14 protein-coding genes are annotated in these 20146 nt (G+C 73.4%); 12 read left to right on the forward strand and 2 right to left on the reverse strand.

Annotation, left to right across the window (positions count from 1 at the left end; all coding sequences use genetic code 11):
• Positions 1-5: 5 nt before the first annotated feature.
• The 7 genes from ACFZA0_RS08060 (at position 6) to ACFZA0_RS08090 (ending at position 11136) form a co-directional block, all read left to right on the forward strand.
• Positions 6-2201 (forward strand): SMI1/KNR4 family protein, encoded by a 2196-nt coding sequence (locus ACFZA0_RS08060; protein WP_391013085.1) that lies wholly within the window; start codon positions 6-8, stop codon positions 2199-2201.
• Between the two features lie 339 nt (positions 2202-2540).
• Positions 2541-3458, forward strand: coding sequence for a hypothetical protein (locus ACFZA0_RS08065; protein ID WP_391013087.1), 918 nt, complete (start codon positions 2541-2543; stop codon positions 3456-3458).
• A 307-nt stretch (positions 3459-3765) separates the two neighbouring features.
• Positions 3766-4269 (forward strand): hypothetical protein, encoded by a 504-nt coding sequence (locus tag ACFZA0_RS08070; RefSeq protein ID WP_391013088.1) that lies wholly within the window; start codon positions 3766-3768, stop codon positions 4267-4269.
• Complete coding sequence (locus tag ACFZA0_RS08075) at positions 4239-5654, forward strand: hypothetical protein (RefSeq protein ID WP_391013090.1); 1416 nt, start codon at positions 4239-4241, stop codon at positions 5652-5654. Before ACFZA0_RS08070 ends, ACFZA0_RS08075 begins: the two co-directional genes overlap by 31 nt.
• The gene (locus ACFZA0_RS08080) at positions 5651-7147 is read left to right on the forward strand and encodes a VWA domain-containing protein (RefSeq protein WP_391013092.1); all 1497 of its coding nucleotides are present in this window, start codon (positions 5651-5653) and stop codon (positions 7145-7147) included. Before ACFZA0_RS08075 ends, ACFZA0_RS08080 begins: the two co-directional genes overlap by 4 nt.
• Positions 7148-7219: 72 nt before the next feature.
• On the forward strand, positions 7220-8332 hold the full coding sequence (locus tag ACFZA0_RS08085; protein WP_391013550.1) for an AAA family ATPase: 1113 nt from the start codon (positions 7220-7222) through the stop codon (positions 8330-8332).
• Complete coding sequence (locus tag ACFZA0_RS08090) at positions 8329-11136, forward strand: hypothetical protein (RefSeq protein ID WP_391013094.1); 2808 nt, start codon at positions 8329-8331, stop codon at positions 11134-11136. Before ACFZA0_RS08085 ends, ACFZA0_RS08090 begins: the two co-directional genes overlap by 4 nt.
• 105 nt (positions 11137-11241) lie before the next feature.
• Here ACFZA0_RS08090 and ACFZA0_RS08095 read toward each other — a convergent pair whose 3' ends face one another.
• The gene (locus ACFZA0_RS08095) at positions 11242-11694 is read right to left on the reverse strand and encodes a flavodoxin family protein (protein WP_391013096.1); all 453 of its coding nucleotides are present in this window, start codon (positions 11692-11694) and stop codon (positions 11242-11244) included.
• Positions 11695-11834: 140 nt separating this feature from the next.
• Here ACFZA0_RS08095 and ACFZA0_RS08100 point away from each other — a divergent pair, with 140 nt between their 5' ends.
• The 5 genes from ACFZA0_RS08100 to ACFZA0_RS08120 all read left to right on the forward strand — a co-directional run bounded on the left by ACFZA0_RS08100 (position 11835) and on the right by ACFZA0_RS08120 (position 18220).
• On the forward strand, positions 11835-12470 hold the full coding sequence (locus ACFZA0_RS08100; protein ID WP_391013097.1) for a methyltransferase domain-containing protein: 636 nt from the start codon (positions 11835-11837) through the stop codon (positions 12468-12470).
• 120 nt (positions 12471-12590) lie between these two features.
• A complete protein-coding gene (locus tag ACFZA0_RS08105) occupies positions 12591-13466 on the forward strand; it encodes an ATP-binding cassette domain-containing protein (protein WP_391013099.1) in 876 nt (291 codons plus the stop codon).
• A complete protein-coding gene (locus ACFZA0_RS08110) occupies positions 13463-14440 on the forward strand; it encodes an ABC transporter substrate-binding protein (protein WP_391013101.1) in 978 nt (325 codons plus the stop codon). Before ACFZA0_RS08105 ends, ACFZA0_RS08110 begins: the two co-directional genes overlap by 4 nt.
• 14 nt (positions 14441-14454) lie before the next feature.
• A complete protein-coding gene (locus ACFZA0_RS08115; protein WP_391013103.1) occupies positions 14455-16521 on the forward strand; it encodes a Fe(3+)-hydroxamate ABC transporter permease FhuB in 2067 nt (688 codons plus the stop codon).
• Between the two features lie 265 nt (positions 16522-16786).
• Positions 16787-18220 carry a carotenoid oxygenase family protein gene (locus ACFZA0_RS08120; protein WP_391013105.1) on the forward strand — a complete coding sequence of 478 codons (1434 nt, stop codon included), beginning with the start codon at positions 16787-16789 and terminating at the stop codon, positions 18218-18220.
• A gap of 255 nt (positions 18221-18475) precedes the next feature.
• Here the strand turns inward: ACFZA0_RS08120 and ACFZA0_RS08125 are convergent, their stop codons facing one another.
• Positions 18476-20059 carry a hypothetical protein gene (locus ACFZA0_RS08125; RefSeq protein ID WP_391013106.1) on the reverse strand — a complete coding sequence of 528 codons (1584 nt, stop codon included), beginning with the start codon at positions 20057-20059 and terminating at the stop codon, positions 18476-18478.
• Positions 20060-20146: the final 87 nt, after the last annotated feature.

Raw genomic sequence — 20146 nt, forward strand, 5'->3', positions numbered from 1 at the left:
ACACAGTGAATTCGACTGCGGCGGCATCGACGCCGGCGGATCCGGCGGCGGACGCCTTCGCCTTCCTGACCGAGCGGCAGCTCCACCGGCAGGGCCCGTGGGTGCCCGACGGGCGTCTGGTGCTGCTGCTGGAACCGGGCGGGCCCGTGGACCTGTCGCAGCTCGGGTGGCGGGACGAGGACGGTGTCGAGACCGTCGTCGGCTTCTCCCCCGGCCTCACCGGCTTCCTGGGCACCCGCGGAACGGGCGGCGAGCCCCACGGCTGGCGCGGCAGGCTCGCCGGGCGCGTCCCGGCCACGTCGGCGACGCCGTTCACCGCACCGCCCGCCTTCGGCGGCGGCGAGCTGCGGCTCCTGGTGGACGACGGCGGGGCGCCCGTGACACGGGTGACCTGGGCGGACCGCTCCGGCGGCTCGGGCGCGGTCGTGCTGCGGTCGTCGGCGCCGGGCGACGACCTCGGCGGACGGATCCGCGACGCCTGGGCGCACGACGAGTACACGGAGGCCGGCGAGGTCGCGGTGAACGTGCTCGACGCGACCGGCAGCAAGTGGCTGGGCAACCGCACCGGCGACGACTGGCTCGCGTTCACCATGACCAGGCCCGTCGCCGTCCGCCACTACGTCCTCGTCTCGGCCAACGACGCACCCGACCGCGACCCGGCCGAGTGGGTGCTCAAGGGGTCCGAGGACGGTCTCACCTGGGACACCCTGGACAGCCGCTCGGACGTGACGTTCGGCGGCCGGTACGAGTCCCTCGGCTTCAACGTCAAAGGGGCCGCCGCCGAACGGGAGTACCGGCACTTCCGCCTGGAGATCGTGCGCAACGCGGGCTCTCCGCACCACCAGTTGAACCGCGTGAGGTTCTTCGGCGAGCGCCCGCGGTTCACGTCCTTCTCCGGCTACCGCCTGCTGCCCGGTGCACCGGCCATGCCGTACGAAGGGCTGCGCACCGGTTCGGCACGGACGTACTCCGCCGAGTCGTGGACGTCCCGACTCCGGTCCTTCAGCGCGGACATGGTGCGGACCGGGGAGGCCGAGCAGCCGGCCGACGACGCGGCGTCCGGCCGGACCGGGCCCTGGCTCGGGCACGCCGGCGCGTCCGAGGAGCAGCTCGTCGCGTTGGAGGCACGTCTGGAGGCCCCGCTCCCGCCGAGCTACCGGTCCTTCCTCGGTGCCTCCGACGGCTGGGGCGCGATCAGCACGTTCATGTACGAGTTGCTCCCGGCGAAGGGCGTCGGCCGGTTGCGCGACGTCGATCCCGGAACCTGGGGAATCCTGCGGGGCGACGAGGACGACGAGGACGACTACTTCGACCAGGACGAGCAGGACTTCATGGACCGGGTGGTGCTGGTGTCGGGCGAGGGCGACGCCCAGTACTGGCTGCTCGACCCGGGCGACGTGTCCGCGGACGGCGAGTGGGCGGCGTACATCTGGGCCAGCTGGTATCCGGGTCTCGGTGAACGGCACGCGTCCTTCGCCGAACTGGTCGAGGCCGAGTGGCAGAGTTCCGCCGACCTGAAGGGCCGGGAGGGCAACCCGGTCGCACCCGACGGGGCGGACGAACTCCTCGCCCGGGGAACGGAACTCGCGCTGTCGGGTGAGGTCGACGAGGCGTTGCGCGTGTTCGACGCCGCCGCGCGGAAGGGGTCGGGGGCCGCCTCCTACCAGAAGGTCGTCCTGGCGGCGTTCCTCGGCGACCGCTTCACCCATCACGAGCTGCGCGGAGTACTGCACCACGAGCATGTGCGCCTCGCCATCGGCAGGGACGTACTGCTGTCGGAGGCGGTCCCGCTCTTCCTGCGCTGCGCCGCCGCCGACCGGCCCGACTCCCCCGGTCTGCCGTGCCGGACCCTGGGCGACCTGCTGCCCGACCTGCCGGGCATACCGCACGACGCGCAGGGCACCGAGATCGCCCCGGCCTGGGACCGCTGGGCGACCGGCTACCGGGCGCCCGCGCTGCCGGAGGCACCGGCCTTCCAACACGCCCTGGAACGCGCCCGGTTGTTCGCCGCGCGGGGCCGCAACGACGAGGCGTGGGCGGTCGTGGAGGCGGCCCTGCCGGAGTGGCGGCCCCTGTCCCCGCACCGCACGGCCCCCGTCGTGCTGCTCACCGATCCGGTACTGCGACAGGTCATGACGCCGCGCCGACGACGGATCGTGGTTTTCACACCCCGGGGCGGCGAGCAGGACGGCCGCGGCTGAGGCCGCGCGCCCCGAGCGCGTCACGTCACCCCAACTGCGGTGACACACAAGGTTGTTGAGGGCGGTACCGGCGGGCTTCGGCCCCGCCGGTACCGCCCTCGTCCGCTCTTCGCGCCCGTGCCGCAGGGCAGTTAGCACACAGGTCCAGCATCGAATACGGGGGTGAAACATCACGCGAGGGGAACAACAGGTGTCACCCATGCGTACCATCACTACGCCGGACAGAACACGCCCAATCGGTGCGGGAACCGCATCAGCGTGCCAACCGTCGGTCCGCCACCCGGTTCAGGTCCCGTGGCGGGAACCGGCGCCGCCCCCACAGGAGATGAGAACGACACCATGGCTGACGCCCCCAGCACGGTCATCGGCGTGACGTCCCAGTACGCCGCCCAGGTCGCGCAGGACCTCGACCGGAACGCACAGGAGCAGGAACGGGTCGCCTCGGACATCACGGCGCTCCAGGAGCAGTTGAGCGTGCTCCGCAGTGACGAGACCGTGCTGCGCAGCATCCAGCAGGCGATCGGCACGACGGACGCGCCGAGCGCCGTGGTACCGGCGCCGCGCCGCTCGGCGCGCAAGCCCGAGGGCAAGGCCCGCTCCACCCGCCGTCCGGCCACCAAGGCCGCGCGCACGCCGAAGGCGGGCACGACGCGGACCGCGGACGCGGAGGCCGGCACCACCGCCGGGCAGTCCAAGTCCCCGGCGGCCAAGGCCCCCGCCGCCAAGACGTCCGCCACCAAGACGCCCGCCACCAAGGCATCCACCGCCAAGTCCCCGGCCCAAAAGGCCCGGAAGGCCCCGGCCGCGAAGAAGGGCTCCGCCGCCGAGCCGGCCGTGAGCACGGCGACGGCCAGGACCGCGACGGCGAACTCGGCCTCGGCCACGCCGTCCGACGCGCCCTCCACGTCGTCCTCTGCCGGGACGAAGGCCGCCCCGCGCGCCGCGAAGGCGAGCAAGGCCGCCAAGAGCGACGCGGCCTCGAAGCCCACCCTCGTGGAACTCGTGCGGGCGCACCTCGACCGGGAGCGGAAGCCGCTCTCCGCCGCCGAGATCACCACCGCCCTGGACGGGTCCCACAAGGAGCGCGGCATCAAGGCCACCGTGGTGCGCACCACGCTGGAGAACCTGGTCGCCCGCAGTCAGGTGCACCGAACGAAGCAGGGCTCGTCGGTCTTCTACGCGGCGGCTCCCGCCAACGGCACCGCCACCCCCGCCGAGGCCGCGGCACCGGCGGAGGAGCCTGCCCAGCAGAAGTAGCGGATCCGGGTGCCGAAGGGCTCCCAACTCCATTGCGGTACGGGCGCGTTGCGCCGTTCCGTCGTGCGTGCCACGGCGGCACGGCGCGGCGCGCCCGCTTCTCTTCGCGGCCCCGCCCGCGCACACGTTTCCCGTCCTGCCACCGACGGCAACGCACACCCGGCCCCAACTCCGCACCCGGCTCGACACCTTGGCGACAGCGGTGTCCGTTCATGATCGGCGTTGTCAGTGGCCGCCGCTATGTTCAGTCGTGTGTCCCCGCCGGTGTGGCGTGGGCGTGGGTGTCGGCTGCGAAGGAGAGGGTGCGGTGTCGGACTGGGAGAGGTCGAGCACGGCACGGGTGATACCACCCGCACGACCGCGGAAGCTCGCCAAGGTTCCGTTCGTCGAACTCGCCGACGGGCGCCTCCAGGGCGTCGTGTCCAGCGGCTCGGACATCGAGCGGGTCTACGTGTCGTCCGTGACGGCGGGCACCTACGCGTACACGTGCAGCACCAACAACAACCGGCCCTGCGGCGGCGCGCGCGGCGGCTTCTGCAACCACATCAGGGCGCTGGTCACCGAGGCGGTCCTCCAGTACGGCGCGGAGCGGGTCGCCCGCTACCTGCGGGTCGAGGGCTCGGCGGAGGAGACGACCGCCGCCGGCATCACCGCCGACATGGCCGGCACCCGGCCGCAGCAGGGGGACGGCGGTGCCGCCGCCCCGGTCTTCAGCCGGTTCCTGCGTCACCTCGCCTACCTCGAACTCGCCCCGACCACCGGCCCGTTGCCCGAGATGCAGTGGTTCCCGCCGACCAGGGCGGTGGCGTGATGCGCACCGACGTGCTGACCGACTCCGTCGACGGGCTGGACGAGGCGCTCGAAGCCGTCGACGGCTTCGACCGGGCCCTCGTCGCCGGCCTGCTGCGCCCGCGCCCCGAACAGGCGGCGGGGGTGACGGGTCTCGCCCACGCGGTCGCGGGGACACCGCTGGCCGCCCGGGTCGAGGAGGCCGCGGGCAAGGCCGCAGCCGGGGCCGCCGGCGAGGACCACTTCGTCGCGCTCGCCGCGGCCCGGACGGCGCTGCTGGGTTCCGTGCACGACGCCCTGGCCGAGCGGGTCGAGGAGGCCACGGGCCGCCCGCGCGGCGAGGCGGGCGTCCGCACCGCCGGGGAGCACGCGCCCAACCTGCTCGCCGCCGCCCGTTCCTGGCTGTCCGACCTAGCGCGGGCGGGATGGCGGGGCATCGACCACGAGACGGTCGCCGGGGCGGCCCCCGTCGTCACGGCCATGCTGCCCGACCCGGGTCTGCGCCGGCTGTCCACGCTCCTGGACGGCTTCGCCGCCGAACTCGCCGCGTCCTGCCCGGGTGCCGGGCTGGAGCGCGTACCGGAGCGCCGTTGGGCGGACCTGTGGTCGCGGGCCCTGCTGCTGACGGTGCCGGGCGCTCTGGCGGCGGCCGGAACCGGACTGGCAACCGGGCGGCTGCTGCCGCTCGGTGTCGACCTCCAGGAGCACGCGACCGCCGTGCAGGCCCAGGTCCACGCGGTGTTCGAGCCCGCAGGCGGCGGTACTCCGCGCCTGGTGCGGGCCGGGGTGTCGGTGCCGAAGCCCGACACGGTGGTGGGTGCGGGGATCTGGCAACTGCTGCGTCCCCACATGTCGTTGCTCGCCGCGGTCGGCGAGGGCCGATCGATGGACCTCACGGACATGCCGGTCACTTCCGAGGACGACCTGGTCTGGGACGACGCGCACGCCCGCGCGGGCGAACCCGCCGACGCCTTCGCGACGGCACGGGTGGCGCTGCCGACCGCGACCACGGCGCCGACCGCTCCCCTGGACCGCCACCCGGCGAGCCTGGCCGTGCCCGTCCTCCTCGACGGCTACACGGCCGAACTCAGCGACGACGGGGCCGCCTTCACCCTGGCCGGCCGGCGGCTGGACGTCGACACCGACCGCGTCCCGGCCGCCGGGCCGCTGACCCCGCAGACCGTGGCGGCGTCCACCGCCTGCATCGGTCTGCTGCGCTGGGACGCGGGCGTGTTCCGCGTGCAGCCGCTCGCCGTCGAGACCACCGTGCGCAAGAAGCCGGTCACGGTGCACGCGGGCGCCTGGGCGGGTGGCACCACCGACAAGGCGGGCGTCAAGGCCGAGAAGGCCGCCACCGACGCGGTGGCGGTGCTGCGCGAGCGCGCCGGAAGGCTGTTGCGGAAATGACCGTACCCAGCGAGGGAGCGGCCGCCCTCCCCGACCGCGGGACGCCGGGCGCCGGCGGTCCTCTCCACGGCGACGGCGGTCCGGACGACGCCTCCCACGACAACCGCCGTCAGGTGCTCTACTGGCGGCTCCTGGCCCGTCTCTTCGACCAGGACGAGCAGGCGACGCTGGAGTCGGCGAGCCTGGCCGTGGTCGAGGACATCGGCCTGCCGGCCGCGCTGCTCGACCCGCAGGCGTCCGTCGACTCCGTCGTGCAGCGCCACCCCGGGCTCGCGGCCGAGTTCGACGACCTGATGGTGGCCGACGCCGACGACGCGCCCGGTGCGGCCGGGCGGGACCGGGCCGCCGAGGTTCGCCGCGCGGCCCTGGTGTCGAAGGTGCTGCTCAACGTCTTCGCCACGGGTTCCGGCACGGTCACCGCCGGGAAGCTGGCCCGCTGGCAGTCGGACGCGGGGTGGCTCGAACGCGCCCTGGGCTGCCGGCCCGGCGACCTGCGCGGCGGCCGGGGCGCGGGTGCAGGGCCCGGGCCCGGTGGCGGTCCGGGCGTCAGCCCCACCGGCACGGGCGGGCGCGGGGCAAATCCCGACCTCGGCCGGCTGATCCCGGCGATCGGCCCCGAACTGGGCACGATCGAGGCGGACCTCGTACGGCGGATGCGGCTGCGCGAGGTGCTCGCCGACCCGAAGCTCGCGGCGCAGCTCACCCCGAGCATGTCGCTCGTCGAGCAGTTGCTGCGCGACAAGGGCAACCTGTCGGGCGTCGCCCTCGCCAACGCCAAGTCGCTGATCCGCCGCTTCGTGGACGAGATCGCCGAAGTGCTGCGCACCCAGGTCGAGAAGTCCACCGTGGGGGCTCTGGACCGGTCGGTCCCGCCGAAGCGGGTGTTCCGCAACCTGGACATCGACCGCACCATCTGGAAGAACCTCACCAACTGGAGTCCGGAGGAGGAGCGGTTGTACGTCGACCGCCTCTACTACCGGCACACGGCGCGCAAGACCACGCCGCAGCGGCTGATCGTGGTCGTCGACCAGTCGGGCTCCATGGTCGACTCGATGGTCAACTGCACCATCCTGGCGTCGATCTTCGCGGGTCTGCCGAAGGTGGACGTCCACCTCGTGGCGTACGACACCCAGGCGCTCGACCTCACACCGTGGGTGCACGACCCGTTCGAGACGCTGCTGCGCACCAACCTCGGCGGCGGCACCGACGGCACGGTCGCCATGAACCTGGTCCAGCCGAAGATCTCCGAGCCGCGCAGCACCGTGGTGGTGTGGATCTCGGACTTCTACGAGTGGCAGACCGAGCCGCTGTTCAAGTCCATGGCCGACATCCACCGCTCCGGGGCCAAGTTCATCCCCGTCGGGTCGGTGAACAGTTCGGGCCGCGGCAGCGTGAACCCGTGGTTCCGCGAGCGGTTCAAGGACCTCGGTACGCCGGTCCTCTCCGGACACATCCGCAAGCTCGTGCACGAACTCAAGACGTTCCTCACGTAGCAGGGCTTCGGGCGGCCAACCGGCCCGCCCCCGACCGGAGTTCCCACTCTCGTCATCATGAAAGGCATCGCCGTGTCCGACCTGTTGCGCGCCCCCGCCGAGACCAAGTACGCCGAGGAACTGGACTGGCTGGAGTCCGTCGACGACGGCCCCAGGCCGTTCGCGTGGCGGCTGTCGCCGAAGATGGTCCGTCTGTTCATCCTCGGTTCCGAGCGCTCCGACGGCCTCGACCGGGAGATCGCCCCGAAGTGGTTCGGCGACCGCAGCTTCGTGGAGCGGTCCATCGTCACCCTCGCCTCCGACCGGGGCCTGCTGCTGATCGGCGACCCGGGAACGGGCAAGAGCTGGCTGGCGGAGCTGCTGTCCGCCGCGATCAGCCGCAACTCGACGCTGGTGGTGCAGGGCACGGCCGGCACCACCGAGGACCACATCAAGTACTCGTGGAACGTGTCCATGGTGATCGCCAAGGGCCAGTCCCGGCAGTCGATGATCCCCTCGCCGATCATGACGGCGATGGAGACCGGCTCGATCGGCCGCTTCGAGGAGTTGACCCGCTCCACCAGTGACGTCCAGGACGCGCTGATCTCGATCCTGTCCGAGAAGTACATCTCGGTGCCCGAACTCGACAGCGACAACATCGTGTTCGCGAAGCCCGGCTTCTCGGTCATCGCCACCGCCAACAGCCGGGACCGGGGGGTCAACGACCTCTCGTCCGCGCTCAAGCGGCGCTTCAACTTCGTCCGCATCCCGGTGGTGACGAACAAGAAGAGCGAGGCGGAGATCGTCCGTTTCCGCACGGAGGAGCTGCTGCGCCGGCACAGCATCGAGCTGGACGTGCCGCCGACGCTGCTGGACGTGCTGCTCCAGAGCTTCGCCGACCTGCGTGCCTCGGCCGCCGCGGCCGGCAGCGACGACGAGAAGCTGGAGTCGGCGCTGTCGACCGCCGAGCAGATCGGTGTGCTGGAGGACGCGATCCTGCACAGCAACTTCTTCGGGCAGCGCGAGCTGACCGCGGGCACGCTCGCCACCTCGCTCGTCGGGTCGCTCGCCCGGCGCGAGCCGGAGGACCTGGCGATCCTCAACAAGTACCTGCACGGGGTCGTCGAGCCGCGCAGCCGTGAAGAGGGCGGCTCCTGGCCGGAGTTCCTGGAGGGCGGCCGCGACGCGATCGCCACCCTGTCGTGAGCGCGGTCCGGGAGGGGACCTCCTTCGGGGCGCTGCGCGCGCAGTTGCAGGAGGCGGCGACCGCGTTCGCCGACGGGCCCGACGCGCTGGAGGGCATCCTGCTCGGCATCGTCGACGACGTCGACCGTGCCGTGCGGGAGCCGCTGGAGATCTTCCCCGTCTGCCACCACTCGCCCGCCTCGGCCGTCGCCATGGCGCGGCGGCTGCGCGAGAAGCAGCCGAAGGTGGTGTACCTGGAGCTGTGCGAGGACATGGCGCCGCTGCTGTCCGAGCTGCGCAACTGCCGCCTGCCGGTGGCGGTGCAGGCGTTCGCGCGGGAGGTGGAGGGCTTCCCCGCCGACTGGGCGCCGCTGTCGGTGGTTGCGCCCGTCACCGAGGCGTCGGCCGAGTACCAGGCCATCGCCTACGCGTTGGACACCCCGGGGGTCGAACTGGTCCTGGTGGACAGGTCCTCGGACCACGTCTTCCAGTGGCAGGAGGACCACACGGAGCCGGCCGAGGCCGCCGACCCGGACGCGCCCCCGGCCGAGGAGGAGGCCCAGCTCCACGGTGACGCGGTCGGCGTGGAGATCGGCGACCTCCGGCCGCGGTTCGCGGAACTGGAGGAGCACCTGCTGCACCACGGGCGGGTGCGGCACTGGTCGGAGTGGTGGCACCAGTACGTCGAACTGCCGCTGGGCGACAGCGACCACGACACCTACCGCCAGGTCATGCTGCTGATCGGGAGCCTGTTCCGGCGTCTGGCGCCCGGCGACCCCGGGCGGGTCCGGGTCGACGAGGACCGCGAGCGGTACATGTGGACGCGGATGCGGGAGCATCTCGCGGCGTCTGGCACCGACCCGGCGGACTGCGTGTACGTGTGCGGCGCGTTCCACGCGGCGAGCCGCGTCGCGGAGTTCGGGGTGCACGGCACCGACACCTTCGAGATCGGTCCGCCGAGCGGGAGCACCTGGCAGTACGGTCTCATCCCGTCCAGCCACGCCGCGATCGAGGCGCAGTTCGGCCTCGCCGCCGGTTCCGTGTCCATCGCGGCGACGCAGTGGGCGAAGAACGTCCGCCGGACGAAGGTCAAGCCGTTCCGGCTCGCGGGCCAGGCGGGGGCGAGGAAGCCGGCGAAGGCGGCGTCCCGGGCGCTGCCCGCCACGCCGGCCGAGGCGGACGCGGTGACGTCGGACATGCTCACCGGTTTCCTCCAACGCCCGCCCGTGCTCGACCCGTTGGACGAGGCGGAGCTGCTGGGCTGGTCGGTCGACATCGTGCGCGCCGCGCGCCGCAACGGCTACCTGGCCTCGACCGCGGACGCCATCGCCGTGTTCGAGACGTCGATCCTGTTGGCCGGCATGCGGGACCGGGCGCGTCCGACGCCGTACGACTTCCAGGACGCGGCGATCACCTGCATCGAGAAGGACGCGGTGCCGGGCCGGCGCGACGTCCGGCGTCTCGTCGAGATCATGATGGGCGGCGACCGGGTAGGACAGGTCGGTTACGACTCGCTGCCCCCGCTGGCCCGGGACGTGCACGACCGTCTCGAACCGCTCGGTCTGCGGCTCGAACAGCGCGGTGTGCAAAGGGCGTTGCTCGACATGGCGTCCCGGCCGGAGCTCGCGAAGTGTTCCGACGTGCTGTGGATGCTGCGGCGGCTGATGCCGCCGGGCACGGCACGGCCCATCATGGGCGAGCGGCGACTGGGCGAGCGGTCCATCCAGGAGTCGTGGGACCTGTCGCTCGGTTCCGGCCAGCGGGCGCTGATCGAGCTGGGCTACGAGGGCGTCAGCATCGAGCAGGTCCTCGAGCAGCGGCTGCGCCGCACCGCGTACGGCCCGCAGGCGACGGCGGCCGTCGTGCTGGAGGCGGTGGAGGACGCCGCACTGTACCTGGGCGGCGGGCGGCTCGCGGACGAACTGGGTACGCACGCGCTGACGGTGCTGTCCGCGGAACGCGGTGTCGACGGGGCGCCGGAGGTGCTGCGCCGGGTGCGCCGGCTGCTCGCGTACTACCGGACGAGCCGGCCCGCGCTGCCGCAGTGGATCGAGTCGTTCGTGAAGGCCGGCTACGCGCACTACTGCACGCTGCTGCCCACGGCGTTCACCGACGAGGACGCCACGGTGCGGCAGGTCGCGGCGATGCTGGGATTCCTGTTCAGCATGGAGTCGCTGGCGCTGTCGCTGGGCTGCGACCGGACGCAACTGGAGCTGGCCTTCGCGCAGTCGCACCCCGAGGAGCCGGACAAGGTGGCTCTGCTGTGGGCGGCGGGCGTGCACCTGGGCCGGCTCTCGCGGGCGGAACTGGGCTCGCGCTGCGACGAGTTGCTGGCCAATCCCTTGGTCGTGCCCGCCTATCCGCGCTACCTGAGCGGTTTCCTGCACGCGCTGGAGCCGGTGCCGCAGTTGGCGGAGTTCGTGGTGGAGGCGGTGTCGAACGCGTTCGCACGGCTGCCGGACCCGGTGCTGCTGCCGTGGCTGCCGACCCTGATCGGCACCCTGCGCGCGGGCGGCGCGGAGCTGGCACCGCTGCTGATCCGTGAGGCGGGCCGGGTCTTCCCGGGGCGGCTGGCGGAGTTGGACGCGTGGGTGCCGCCGTGGCGCGAGCCACAAGGTGGGATGCCGCCAACTCCGGTCTCACGCACCGGTGTTGACGGAGTTCCGCTGCTCGCCGCGCATCCGGCGACGTGCGACGCGGTGGCGGACCTGCTGGGCTGCGACGGCGGGTGGGAGACCGGCGAGCCCGGTGCGGCCGGTGTCGCCCTGGCCGGGCGCCATCCGGAGACGGCGCTGGCGCTGGCGGAGTTGCTGACGACCGGCTGACGGTCGGCCGTCGGGAGCCTGCCGGGCCCGAAGAGCCGGGCCCGGAGAGCCGGGCCCGGCAGGCCGCGTTCACTCGAGGGGAAGGCCGGCCAGGGGTCCGGCGGTTCAGTCCGAGAGGCCCGCCGCGACCGTGGCGCCCAGTTCCCAGCATGCCTCCGTCGTGGTGCGGTCGGGTTCGCCGGTCGCGCGCACCGGGTCGGCGGCGCGGCGCCAGCCGAGGCCCGTCGTGATGGCCTCGATGCCGCGCACCGCGCCGGTGACGTCGTTGCCGCCGTGCACCCAGAAGCCGAACGGGCGGCCCCGGGTGGCGTCCAGGCACGGGTAGTAGACCTGGTCGAAGAAGTGCTTGAGGGCGCCCGCCATGTAGCCGAGGTTCGCGGGGGTGCCGAGGAGGTAGCCGTCGGCCTCCAGGACGTCCACGGCGGTCGCGGCGAGTGCGGCCCTGCGGACGACCTTCACGTTCTCGATCTCGGGCGTCGTCGCGCCCGCGACGACGGCTTCCAGCATCGCCTGGCAGTTGGGCGACGGCGTGTGATGGACGATCAGCAAAGTGGCCACGGGTGAACCCTGCCGTCGCGGCCTTCACGTTCGCAAGTCGCCGCGGAATGCCGACGGCCGCCCGGGGGCCGCCCTGTTGTGGGTGGTGCGCGGCGATGGAACGATGCCGGGACCCGCACCACCCCGACGGGAGGACGCACGTGACCGACAGGGACGAACGGCAGCCCGCCGCCGTGGTGTTCGACGCGCTGGGACCGGCGTACGAGGAGGCGTTCGGCGGCTCCGAGGCGCACCGCGCGTCGCTGGAGTGGCTGCTCGGCAGGCTGTCGCCCGGCAGCCGGGTGCTGGACGTGGGCAGCGGCACCGGACGGCCCACGGCCGCGACGCTGGCCGCCGCCGGTCACGACGTGCTGGGCGTGGACGTCTCTCCCGTGATGGCCGCGCTCGCCGCGCGGCAGGTGCCGCGGGCGGCCTTCCGGTGTGCCGACATCCGCGAAGTACCCCTCGCGGTGGGCTCGTTCGACGCGGTGTGCGTGTACTTCAGCCTCCTGCAGATGTCCCGCCCGGAGCAGTCGGCCCTGGTGCGGCGGCTCGCGGACGCCCTCGCGCCGGGCGGCAGCCTGGTGCTGGCCACCGTGCCGCTGGACGTGGAGGACGTGGAGGGTCTCTTCATGGGACAACCCGTACGGGTGAGCAGCTTCTCCGCGGACGACGTCGTCGCGATGGCGAACGCGTCGGGGCTGGCCGTTCTGGCGCAGGAGAGCGTCCTGTTCACCCCGGCCCGTCCCGACGCGGCTCCGGAGCCGCATCTCTTCCTGTACTGCGAGCGCCGCTGAGACACGGTGGCCGGGCCGCGGCACGACGGACGGCCGTGCCCCGTTCCCCCGGAGGTGGTGATTCCCTTTCAGCGGGCACCAGGGATGATGCCGAGTTAAGGGTAGGCTAACCTTCGGAGCGTGAGAGCTGGCGAACCCACTGCCGGTGACACGCGTGTCCAGCGCGGTCACCAACTGGCAGCCGAAGGCATGACCGTGTCGTACGACGGTGTCGACGTACTGCACGGGGCCGCCGTGTGCTTGCGGCCCGGCGAGGTGACCGCGCTCGTCGGTCCCAACGGCAGCGGCAAGTCGACGTTCCTGCGGACGATGGCACGCCTCCAGCCCGCCCGGGGCGGCACCCTCACCCTCGACACCGGCGACGAGCAGACCCACGACGGACTCGCCCTCACCGCGCGCGAGTTCGCCCGGCGGGTGGCCCTGCTCACCCAGGGCCGTCCCACCCCGAGCGGGCTGACGGTCCGCGACGTCGTCGAGTTCGGCCGCTACCCCTACCGGGGGCGCTGGGGCCGGCCGGACCCCGACGGGGCCGCCGCCGTGGACCGCGCGCTCGGCATGACGGGGGTGACGGAGTTGGCCGACCGCGGCGCCGACCAGTTGTCCGGCGGGCAGTTGCAGCGCGTCTGGCTGGCGAGCTGTCTCGCCCAGCAGACGGGCGTGCTCCTCCTCGACGAGCCGACCACCTACCTCGACCTGCGCTACCAGGTCGAACTCCTCGACCTGATCCGTGACCTGGCCGACCACCACGGCATCGCCGTCGGCGTCGTCCTGCACGACCTGGACCAGGCGGCGGCCGTCGCCGACCGGATCGCCCTGCTCGACACCGGGCGGATCGTCGCCGACGGCACCCCCGCCGAGGTCCTGACCCCGGAGCGGCTCAGCTCCACGTACGGCATCCGCATCGATGTCGACACCGACCCACAGACCGGCAGTCTGCGCACCCGCGCCGTCGGCCGCCACCACATACGCACCGAAAGGCACCGCACCGCCTCATGAGACGCCATCTCGTCGCCGCAGCCGTCGTCACCGCCGCCGCGCTCTCCCTGGCCGCCTGCGGCACCACCGAGTCCGCGTCGTCCGGCGACACCGCGTCGCCCGCCTCGAAGAAGATCACCGTCACCGACGCCACCGGCACCAAGGTGACCCTGGACGGTCCGGCCACCAAGGTCGTCGGCACCGAGTGGAGCGTCCTGGAGAACCTCGTCCAGCTCGGCGTGGACCCCGTCGGCGCCTCGGACGTCAAGGGCTACAACAGCTACGACACGGCCGAGCCGCTCAAGAGCGGTACCAAGGACATCGGTACCCGCGGCGAGCCCAGCATGGACACCATCGCCTCGCTGTCGCCCGACCTCATCGTCGCGACCACGGACCTGAGCGCGTCCGCCCTGAAGCAGCTGCGCAAGGTCGCCCCCGTCATCACGGTCAAGTCGGCCGACGCGGCCGACCAGATCGGGCAGATGACGAAGAACCTCGACATGATCGCCAAGGCGACGGGCACCACCGCGAAGGCCACCGCGATCGAGAAGCAGCTCGACACCAAGATCGCCGAGGGCAAGCAGAAGATCGCGGACGCCGGTCTCACCGGCTCCAAGATCGCGTTCGCCGACGCCTACGTCGTCTCCAACCAGGTCACCGTCCGCGCCTACACCAGCGGTTCGATGCTCGGCGCGGTCAACGAGGAACTCGGCCTCAAGAACGCCTGGACCCTCAAGGGCGACGGCGCCTACGGTCTCGCCTCCACCGACGTCGAGGGGCTCACCAAGCTCGGTGACGTCCAGTTCGCCTACGAGGTCAACGACGCCGACGGCGACCCGTTCACCGACCAGCTCGCCAAGAACTCGGTGTGGAAGTCGCTGCCGTTCGTCAAGGACGACAAGGTGCACCGCCTCCACGACGGCATCTGGATGTTCGGTGGTCCCGCCGCCGCCGAGTCGTACATCGACGCCATCGTCGACACCCTGACGAAGTAGGACGAAGCAGCACCGTGACCGTCACCGCCTCTCCTCCCGCCGTCCGTCCACCGGTTGCCGCGTCCCGGACGGGCGCGGCCGCGGTGGCGGTCGCGCTCGTCCTCCTGGTCGCGGTGCTCGCCGTGGTCGACATCACCCAGGGCACCTCGTCGGTCGGCCCGGCCGAGGTGTGGAAGGCCTTCCTCGGCCGCGCCGACAGCGGCGACGCCTCCGTCGTCGTCGCGTCGCGGCTGCCGAGGATGTTCGCCGGCCTCCTCGTGGGCGTCTGCCTCGGCGCGGCGGGCTGCGCCCTCCAGGCCGTCAGCCGCAACGTCCTCGCCGCTCCGGACACCCTCGCGGTCAACGCCGGTGCCTACCTCGGCCTCGGCGTCGTCACCGTCACCGGCGCGTCCGTCCCGCTGCTCGCGTCGTCCGGCGTCGCGTTCGTCGGCGGGCTCGCGGCGGCCGCGGTCGTGCTGGGCCTCTCCGGCCTGGGCACGGGAACCGTACGGCTGGTCCTCGCGGGCAGCGCGCTCGCCCTCGGCCTCGGCTCCGTCACCGACGGGCTGCTCCTGCTGTTCCCGGAGAGCACGCAGGGCCTGTACCAGTGGGCCCAGGGCAGCATCAGCCAGTCGGGCTCCGACGGCGTCCTGCAGATGGCGCCCGTCGCCGTCGCCGGGCTGGTCGGGCTGCTGCTGGTCGCCCGACGCGTCGACGCGCTCGCACTCGGCGACGAGGCCGCCCAGGGACTCGGCGTGCCCGTGCGCGGCACCCGCGTCACCGTGGTCGTCCTGACCTCGCTGCTGTCGGCCGCCGCGGTGACGCTCGCGGGGCCGATCGGTTTCGTCGGCCTCTGCGCGCCCGCCCTGGTGCGCCCGCTCGGCCGCCGCTACCGCGCGTTCGTCCGGGTCCGGGCGACGATGCCGCTGGCCGGTCTGGTCGGTGCCGTGCTCGTGCTCGGCTCGGACGTGCTGCTGCGCGCCGTCGTCGGCGCCGAGGACTCGGTGTCCGTACCGACCGGCGTCATCACGAGCGCGGTGGGCGCCGTGTTCCTCGTCGTGATGGCGCTGCGCGTGCGCGACACCGCCGACTCGGCGGCACCCGACCGGCTGCGCATCCCGAGCAGGGCCGTCTTCCTGGTCACCGTCTGCCTGCTGGTGGTCGTGCTGGTCGCGGTGACGATCGCGGGCGTGCTGCTCGGCGACAGCAAGCTCCTGCTGGGCGACGTCGCCAACTGGGCGCAGGGCAGGGCGGGTCAGGCCGTCGGCTTCGTCCTCGACACCCGCGTGCCGCGGGTGCTGGCGGCGCTGCTGGCGGGTGCCGCGCTGGCCCTGTCGGGCACCCTCGTACAGGCCGTCACACGCAACCCGTTGGCGGACCCCGGCATCCTCGGCGTGTCCGGCGGTGCCGCCCTGGGCGCCGTCGCGCTCGTCACGTCGGTGCCGCTCGCCGGGTCGTGGGGCATCGCCGGGGCGGCGTTCGGCGGCGCCGCGCTCGCGGCCCTCGTCGTGTTCGGGCTGTCGGCCCGGGGCGGTTTCCGGCAGAACCGGCTGGTGCTCGTCGGCGTCGGTGTCTCCACCGGGGCGACGGCGCTGATCAGTCTGCTGGTCACGCTCACCGACCCGTTCAACGCGACGAAGGCCCTCACCTGGCTGTCCGGCTCGACCTACGGCCGGACCATGCCCGACGTGGTGCCGCTCGCGGTGGTCCTCGTCGTCGGCATCGTCGTGGCGGTCGCGCGCCGGACCGAACTGGACCTGGTCTCGCTCGACGAGGACACGCCCCGGCTGCTGGGTCTGCGGCTCTCTCCCGGGCGGCTCGGCTTCCTCGCGGTCAGTGTGCTGCTCAGCGCCACGGCCGTCGCGGCCGCCGGCACCATCGGCTTCGTGGGGCTGGTCGCACCGCACGCGGCGCGCGCCCTGGTGGGCCGGCGGCACGTGCGGGTCGTGCCGGTGGCGATGCTGCTGGGCGCCTCGCTCGTCGGTGTCGCCGACATGCTGGGCCGCACGGTGATCGCGCCCGCACAGCTCGGCGCGGGGCTGATGACGGCGATCGTCGGCACGCCGTACTTCATCTACCTGCTGTTCCGGAGCCGCCGCTGACGGCCGGCCGTCCGCCGCCCGTGGCCGAGGGGGTCCGCCTGTTCCGGCGGGCCCCCTCGCGCCGTCCGGCGGGCGGGGGCGCGCCGTGTGCGGCAGGCCCACGCACGGCGGGGCAACCGGTCACCGGCCGTCACCTCCCGACGCGCTCGGTCACGGCCGCCCCCGTCGTCGCGGGCCCCCGGTCCGGGAAGTGGCGGGACGTGGGCGACGGCGTTTGACTGGACATGGCACACGGACGCCTCGCCCTGTCCGGCAGGAGGTTGCCATGACCACCACCCCCACCGCGTTCGACCCCACGCGCGTCGCGCACCTCACCGGCCGCTTCGCCCCCGTGACGGACGAGGTCGACGAGGCGGAACTCTCCGTGGTCGGCGAGTTGCCGGCCGACCTGGACGGCGTCTATCTGCGCAACGGCCCCAACCCCCGCTTCACGCCCATCGGTTCGTACCTGTTCCCGATCGACGGCGACGGGATGCTGCACGGCGTGTGGATCTCCGGGGGCCGGGCCCGCTACCGCAACCGCTTCGTGCGCACCCCGCAGGTGGTCGCCGAGGAGCGCGCGGGAAGGGCCCTGTGGGGCGGTCTGGAGTCCATGATCCTGCCGGACGCGGACGAGGTCGGGCCCGACCTCGCGCGGACCTTCAAGAACCTGCCCGACATCAACGTCGTACGGCACGCGGGGCGGTTGCTGGCGCTGGCCGAGTCCGACTGCCCGTTCCTGATGGGTCCCGAGCTGGAGACCCTGGGCAAGGAGACCTTCGGCGGCGCGCTGCCGGCCGGGATCACCGCGCACCCCAAGGTCGACCCGCGCACGGGCGAGATGGCGGTGTTCTGCTACGCGCTCGAACCGCCCTACCTGACGTGGTCGCTCATCGGGCCGGACGGCGTGGTGCGCCGCGGCCCGACGCCCGTGCCCGCCCTGGCCGACCCGGTGATGATCCACGACATGGCCCTCACCGACCGCTTCCTCGTGCTGGTGCTCGCGCCCGCTGTCTTCGACATCGACGCGGCGATGAAGGGCGGCTCCTTCCTCTCCTGGCGGCCCGAGAACGGCACCCGGATCGCCCTGATCCCGCGCGACGGCGGCACCGTCCGCTGGGCGGCGGACGACGCCTTCTGGGTCTGGCACACCGTCAACGCCTACGACACCACACCCGACGGCAACGTCGTCCTCGACTACGTGCAGTGGCCGTCCCTCAACCTGGGCGGCGCGCCGGCCACGCTGTCCTCCGGCGCCCACCGGGGCCTGACGCGGGCCGTCGTGGACCCGGAGGCCGGCACCGTGCACCGCACCCAACTGGACGACTCCCGCGTGGAGTTCCCGCGCATCGACGACCGGCTGATCGGACAGCAGCACCACCGCACGGCCGTCGCCGCCGACAGCGGCCGCGTGCCCGACCTGCTGCCCGGCGAGTACGACGCGCTGCGCTGGTACAACGCGCGCAACCCCACGGCGGCGCCGCAGGTCTGGTACGCGGGCGACCTCTCCGTGGGCGAGCCGGCCTACGCGGCGTCCCCGGGCACCACGGACGCCGGACGCGGCTACTGGATGACGTTCGCCACCGACCGTACGGACGACACCAGTTGGCTGCTGGTCGTCCCGGCCGGCGATCCGGGCGGCGGCCCGGTGGCGCGCGTGCGCATTCCGGTCCGCGTCCCGCTGGGGCTGCACGGGACGTGGCTGCCGACGGAGGAGTAGCCCCCGACTCACCCCGGTCGCGGCCCCGTCGGCCCCGACGCCCGGCCATGCCGCCTCCTGCGGGGTGCCGTCACCAGGGCGACGCCCACGGCGAGGCACGACGTGCTCCGGGACGCCCCGGCCGCGATCAATTCGTGCTCGCGGTGCTCGCGGGGTTGCCGCATCGCGGCCCTGACCGCTGCAAGACACTCTCCAATACGCCCTTTTGACGCCTGCTCAGCGCGTGCATTCCGTCACCGCCGGGCGACTTCGCGGTCACGCCGTCGCCGTCGACGACCCCGACTTCGGACGGTCGAGCCGTCGCTGGATCGCGGCGAGGGCGCCCTGCCGCCTGCCCGGCACCCGGCGGCGCAGTTCGAGGAGGGCCGGTGCCAGGGCGTGGGCCCTCCGCTCGTCGCCGAGTTGCTCCCACTGGTGGTGCGCGCGGTCGACGGCGGCCTCGACCTCGGGATCGTCCGTGCGCTGCTGCCGTGCGAGGCGCGACTGCGCGACGGACAACCACAGTTCGCAGCTCCGGGCGTGGTCCCCCGCGAGGCGCGCGAGGTCCGCCCGCACTTCGAGCCAGTGCACGGCCTGCACGGAGCCGCTGCCGTACGTGCGCAGCGCCTCGCTCTCCCACATGGCGGTGATCGTCGCCGCCTCGCTGTGCCGGCCCGCCCTCGCGGCCGCCAGGATCGCGGGGTGCGGATCGGTGACCTCCGCGCTCGCCGCCGCGACGGGCGCCGCGCGCACGGCAGTCGGGGGCTGCGGAGCGGGAGCGACCACGCGCGCGGTGACCAGGGGGTACTCCTGCCCCGGGGGCGCCGGAAGGCTCGGCGGCGGAGCGCCTCCGCCCGGCGCCGCGGGGGTCCCGGGAGCGGGCGGGAACTCGGGAACGGGCGGCAACTCCCGGGCGGGGGGCGCCTCGGGGGCCGACGGCGCCTCGGGGGTCGGCGGCGCCTCGGGTGCGGTCACCGGGACGGGCTCGGCGTCGGTGCCGGAGCCGGCGGCGCGGCCGGAGTCAGAGCCGGGGTCGGGGGCGAGGTCCGGTTCGGAGGTGGGCCCGCTGTCGGGCTCGGAAGTGGGCCCGCTGCCGGGCTCGGAGGTGGGCCCGCTGTCGGGCAGCGCGCCGGAGTCCGGGGCGAGGACCGCGAAGACGGCCGCCGCGTCGGCGGGGACCACGGGAACCTTCGCCTGCCTGGACGCGGGATCCGGGACGTCGACGGCGAAGAACAGCGCGTTCTCCGCCTCCGCGTTCGCCGCGGCCAGTTCGTGGAGCCGGCCGAGCGGCGGTGTGGCGCCGGACCGCCAGATCTCGGAGCACGCCCGCAGGTAGTCGGGGGTGACGAGCGTCCGGCGCGGCGCGGGCGGGACCACCCGTCCGAACAGGCGGACGCCGTGACCGACGGACAGCCCCTCCTCGTCGATGCGGGCCCTCGCCGCCGGGTCGGCGACGAGGTCGACGACGACCGTGGTGGTGCCGGGGCGGCGCAGCCTGAGTTCGCCGGTCAGCCAGTGCCACGGCAGCCCGGTGTAGCGCAGCGTGGCGGGGGTGGTGCGGGCGAGCGCCAGATGGAGCAGACGCTGCTTGTTGTCGACGTGGAGCTGCCCGGCGAAGTACAGCGTGAGGGGGCCGGGCACCGCCGCCGCGGCGCGTATCCGGGTCAGGACGGTCTGCGGGTCGAAGGGGTCGGCGAGCTCGACGACCGTCGCCGCCGCCGTCCCGGTAAGGACGGTCGGAGGCACAGCCGCCAGCGCGGGCAGTACCGAGGCCGCCTCGACGAGACAGTTCTTTCCGGCCGGGGAGGCCGCGATCAGCAGCGCGGTACCGGACACCGTCCCCTCCCGTGTGATCACCATTGCAGCACCGTAGCCGCAGACGTGCCCCGAAGGGGAGGCGAACCCCCGTCAAGCCCCCCGGGGAAGACCGCGGGAGGGACGCGCGCG

Source organism: Streptomyces sp. NPDC008150 (assembly GCF_042956945.1).
Taxonomy (GTDB): Bacteria; Actinomycetota; Actinomycetes; order Streptomycetales; family Streptomycetaceae; genus Streptomyces.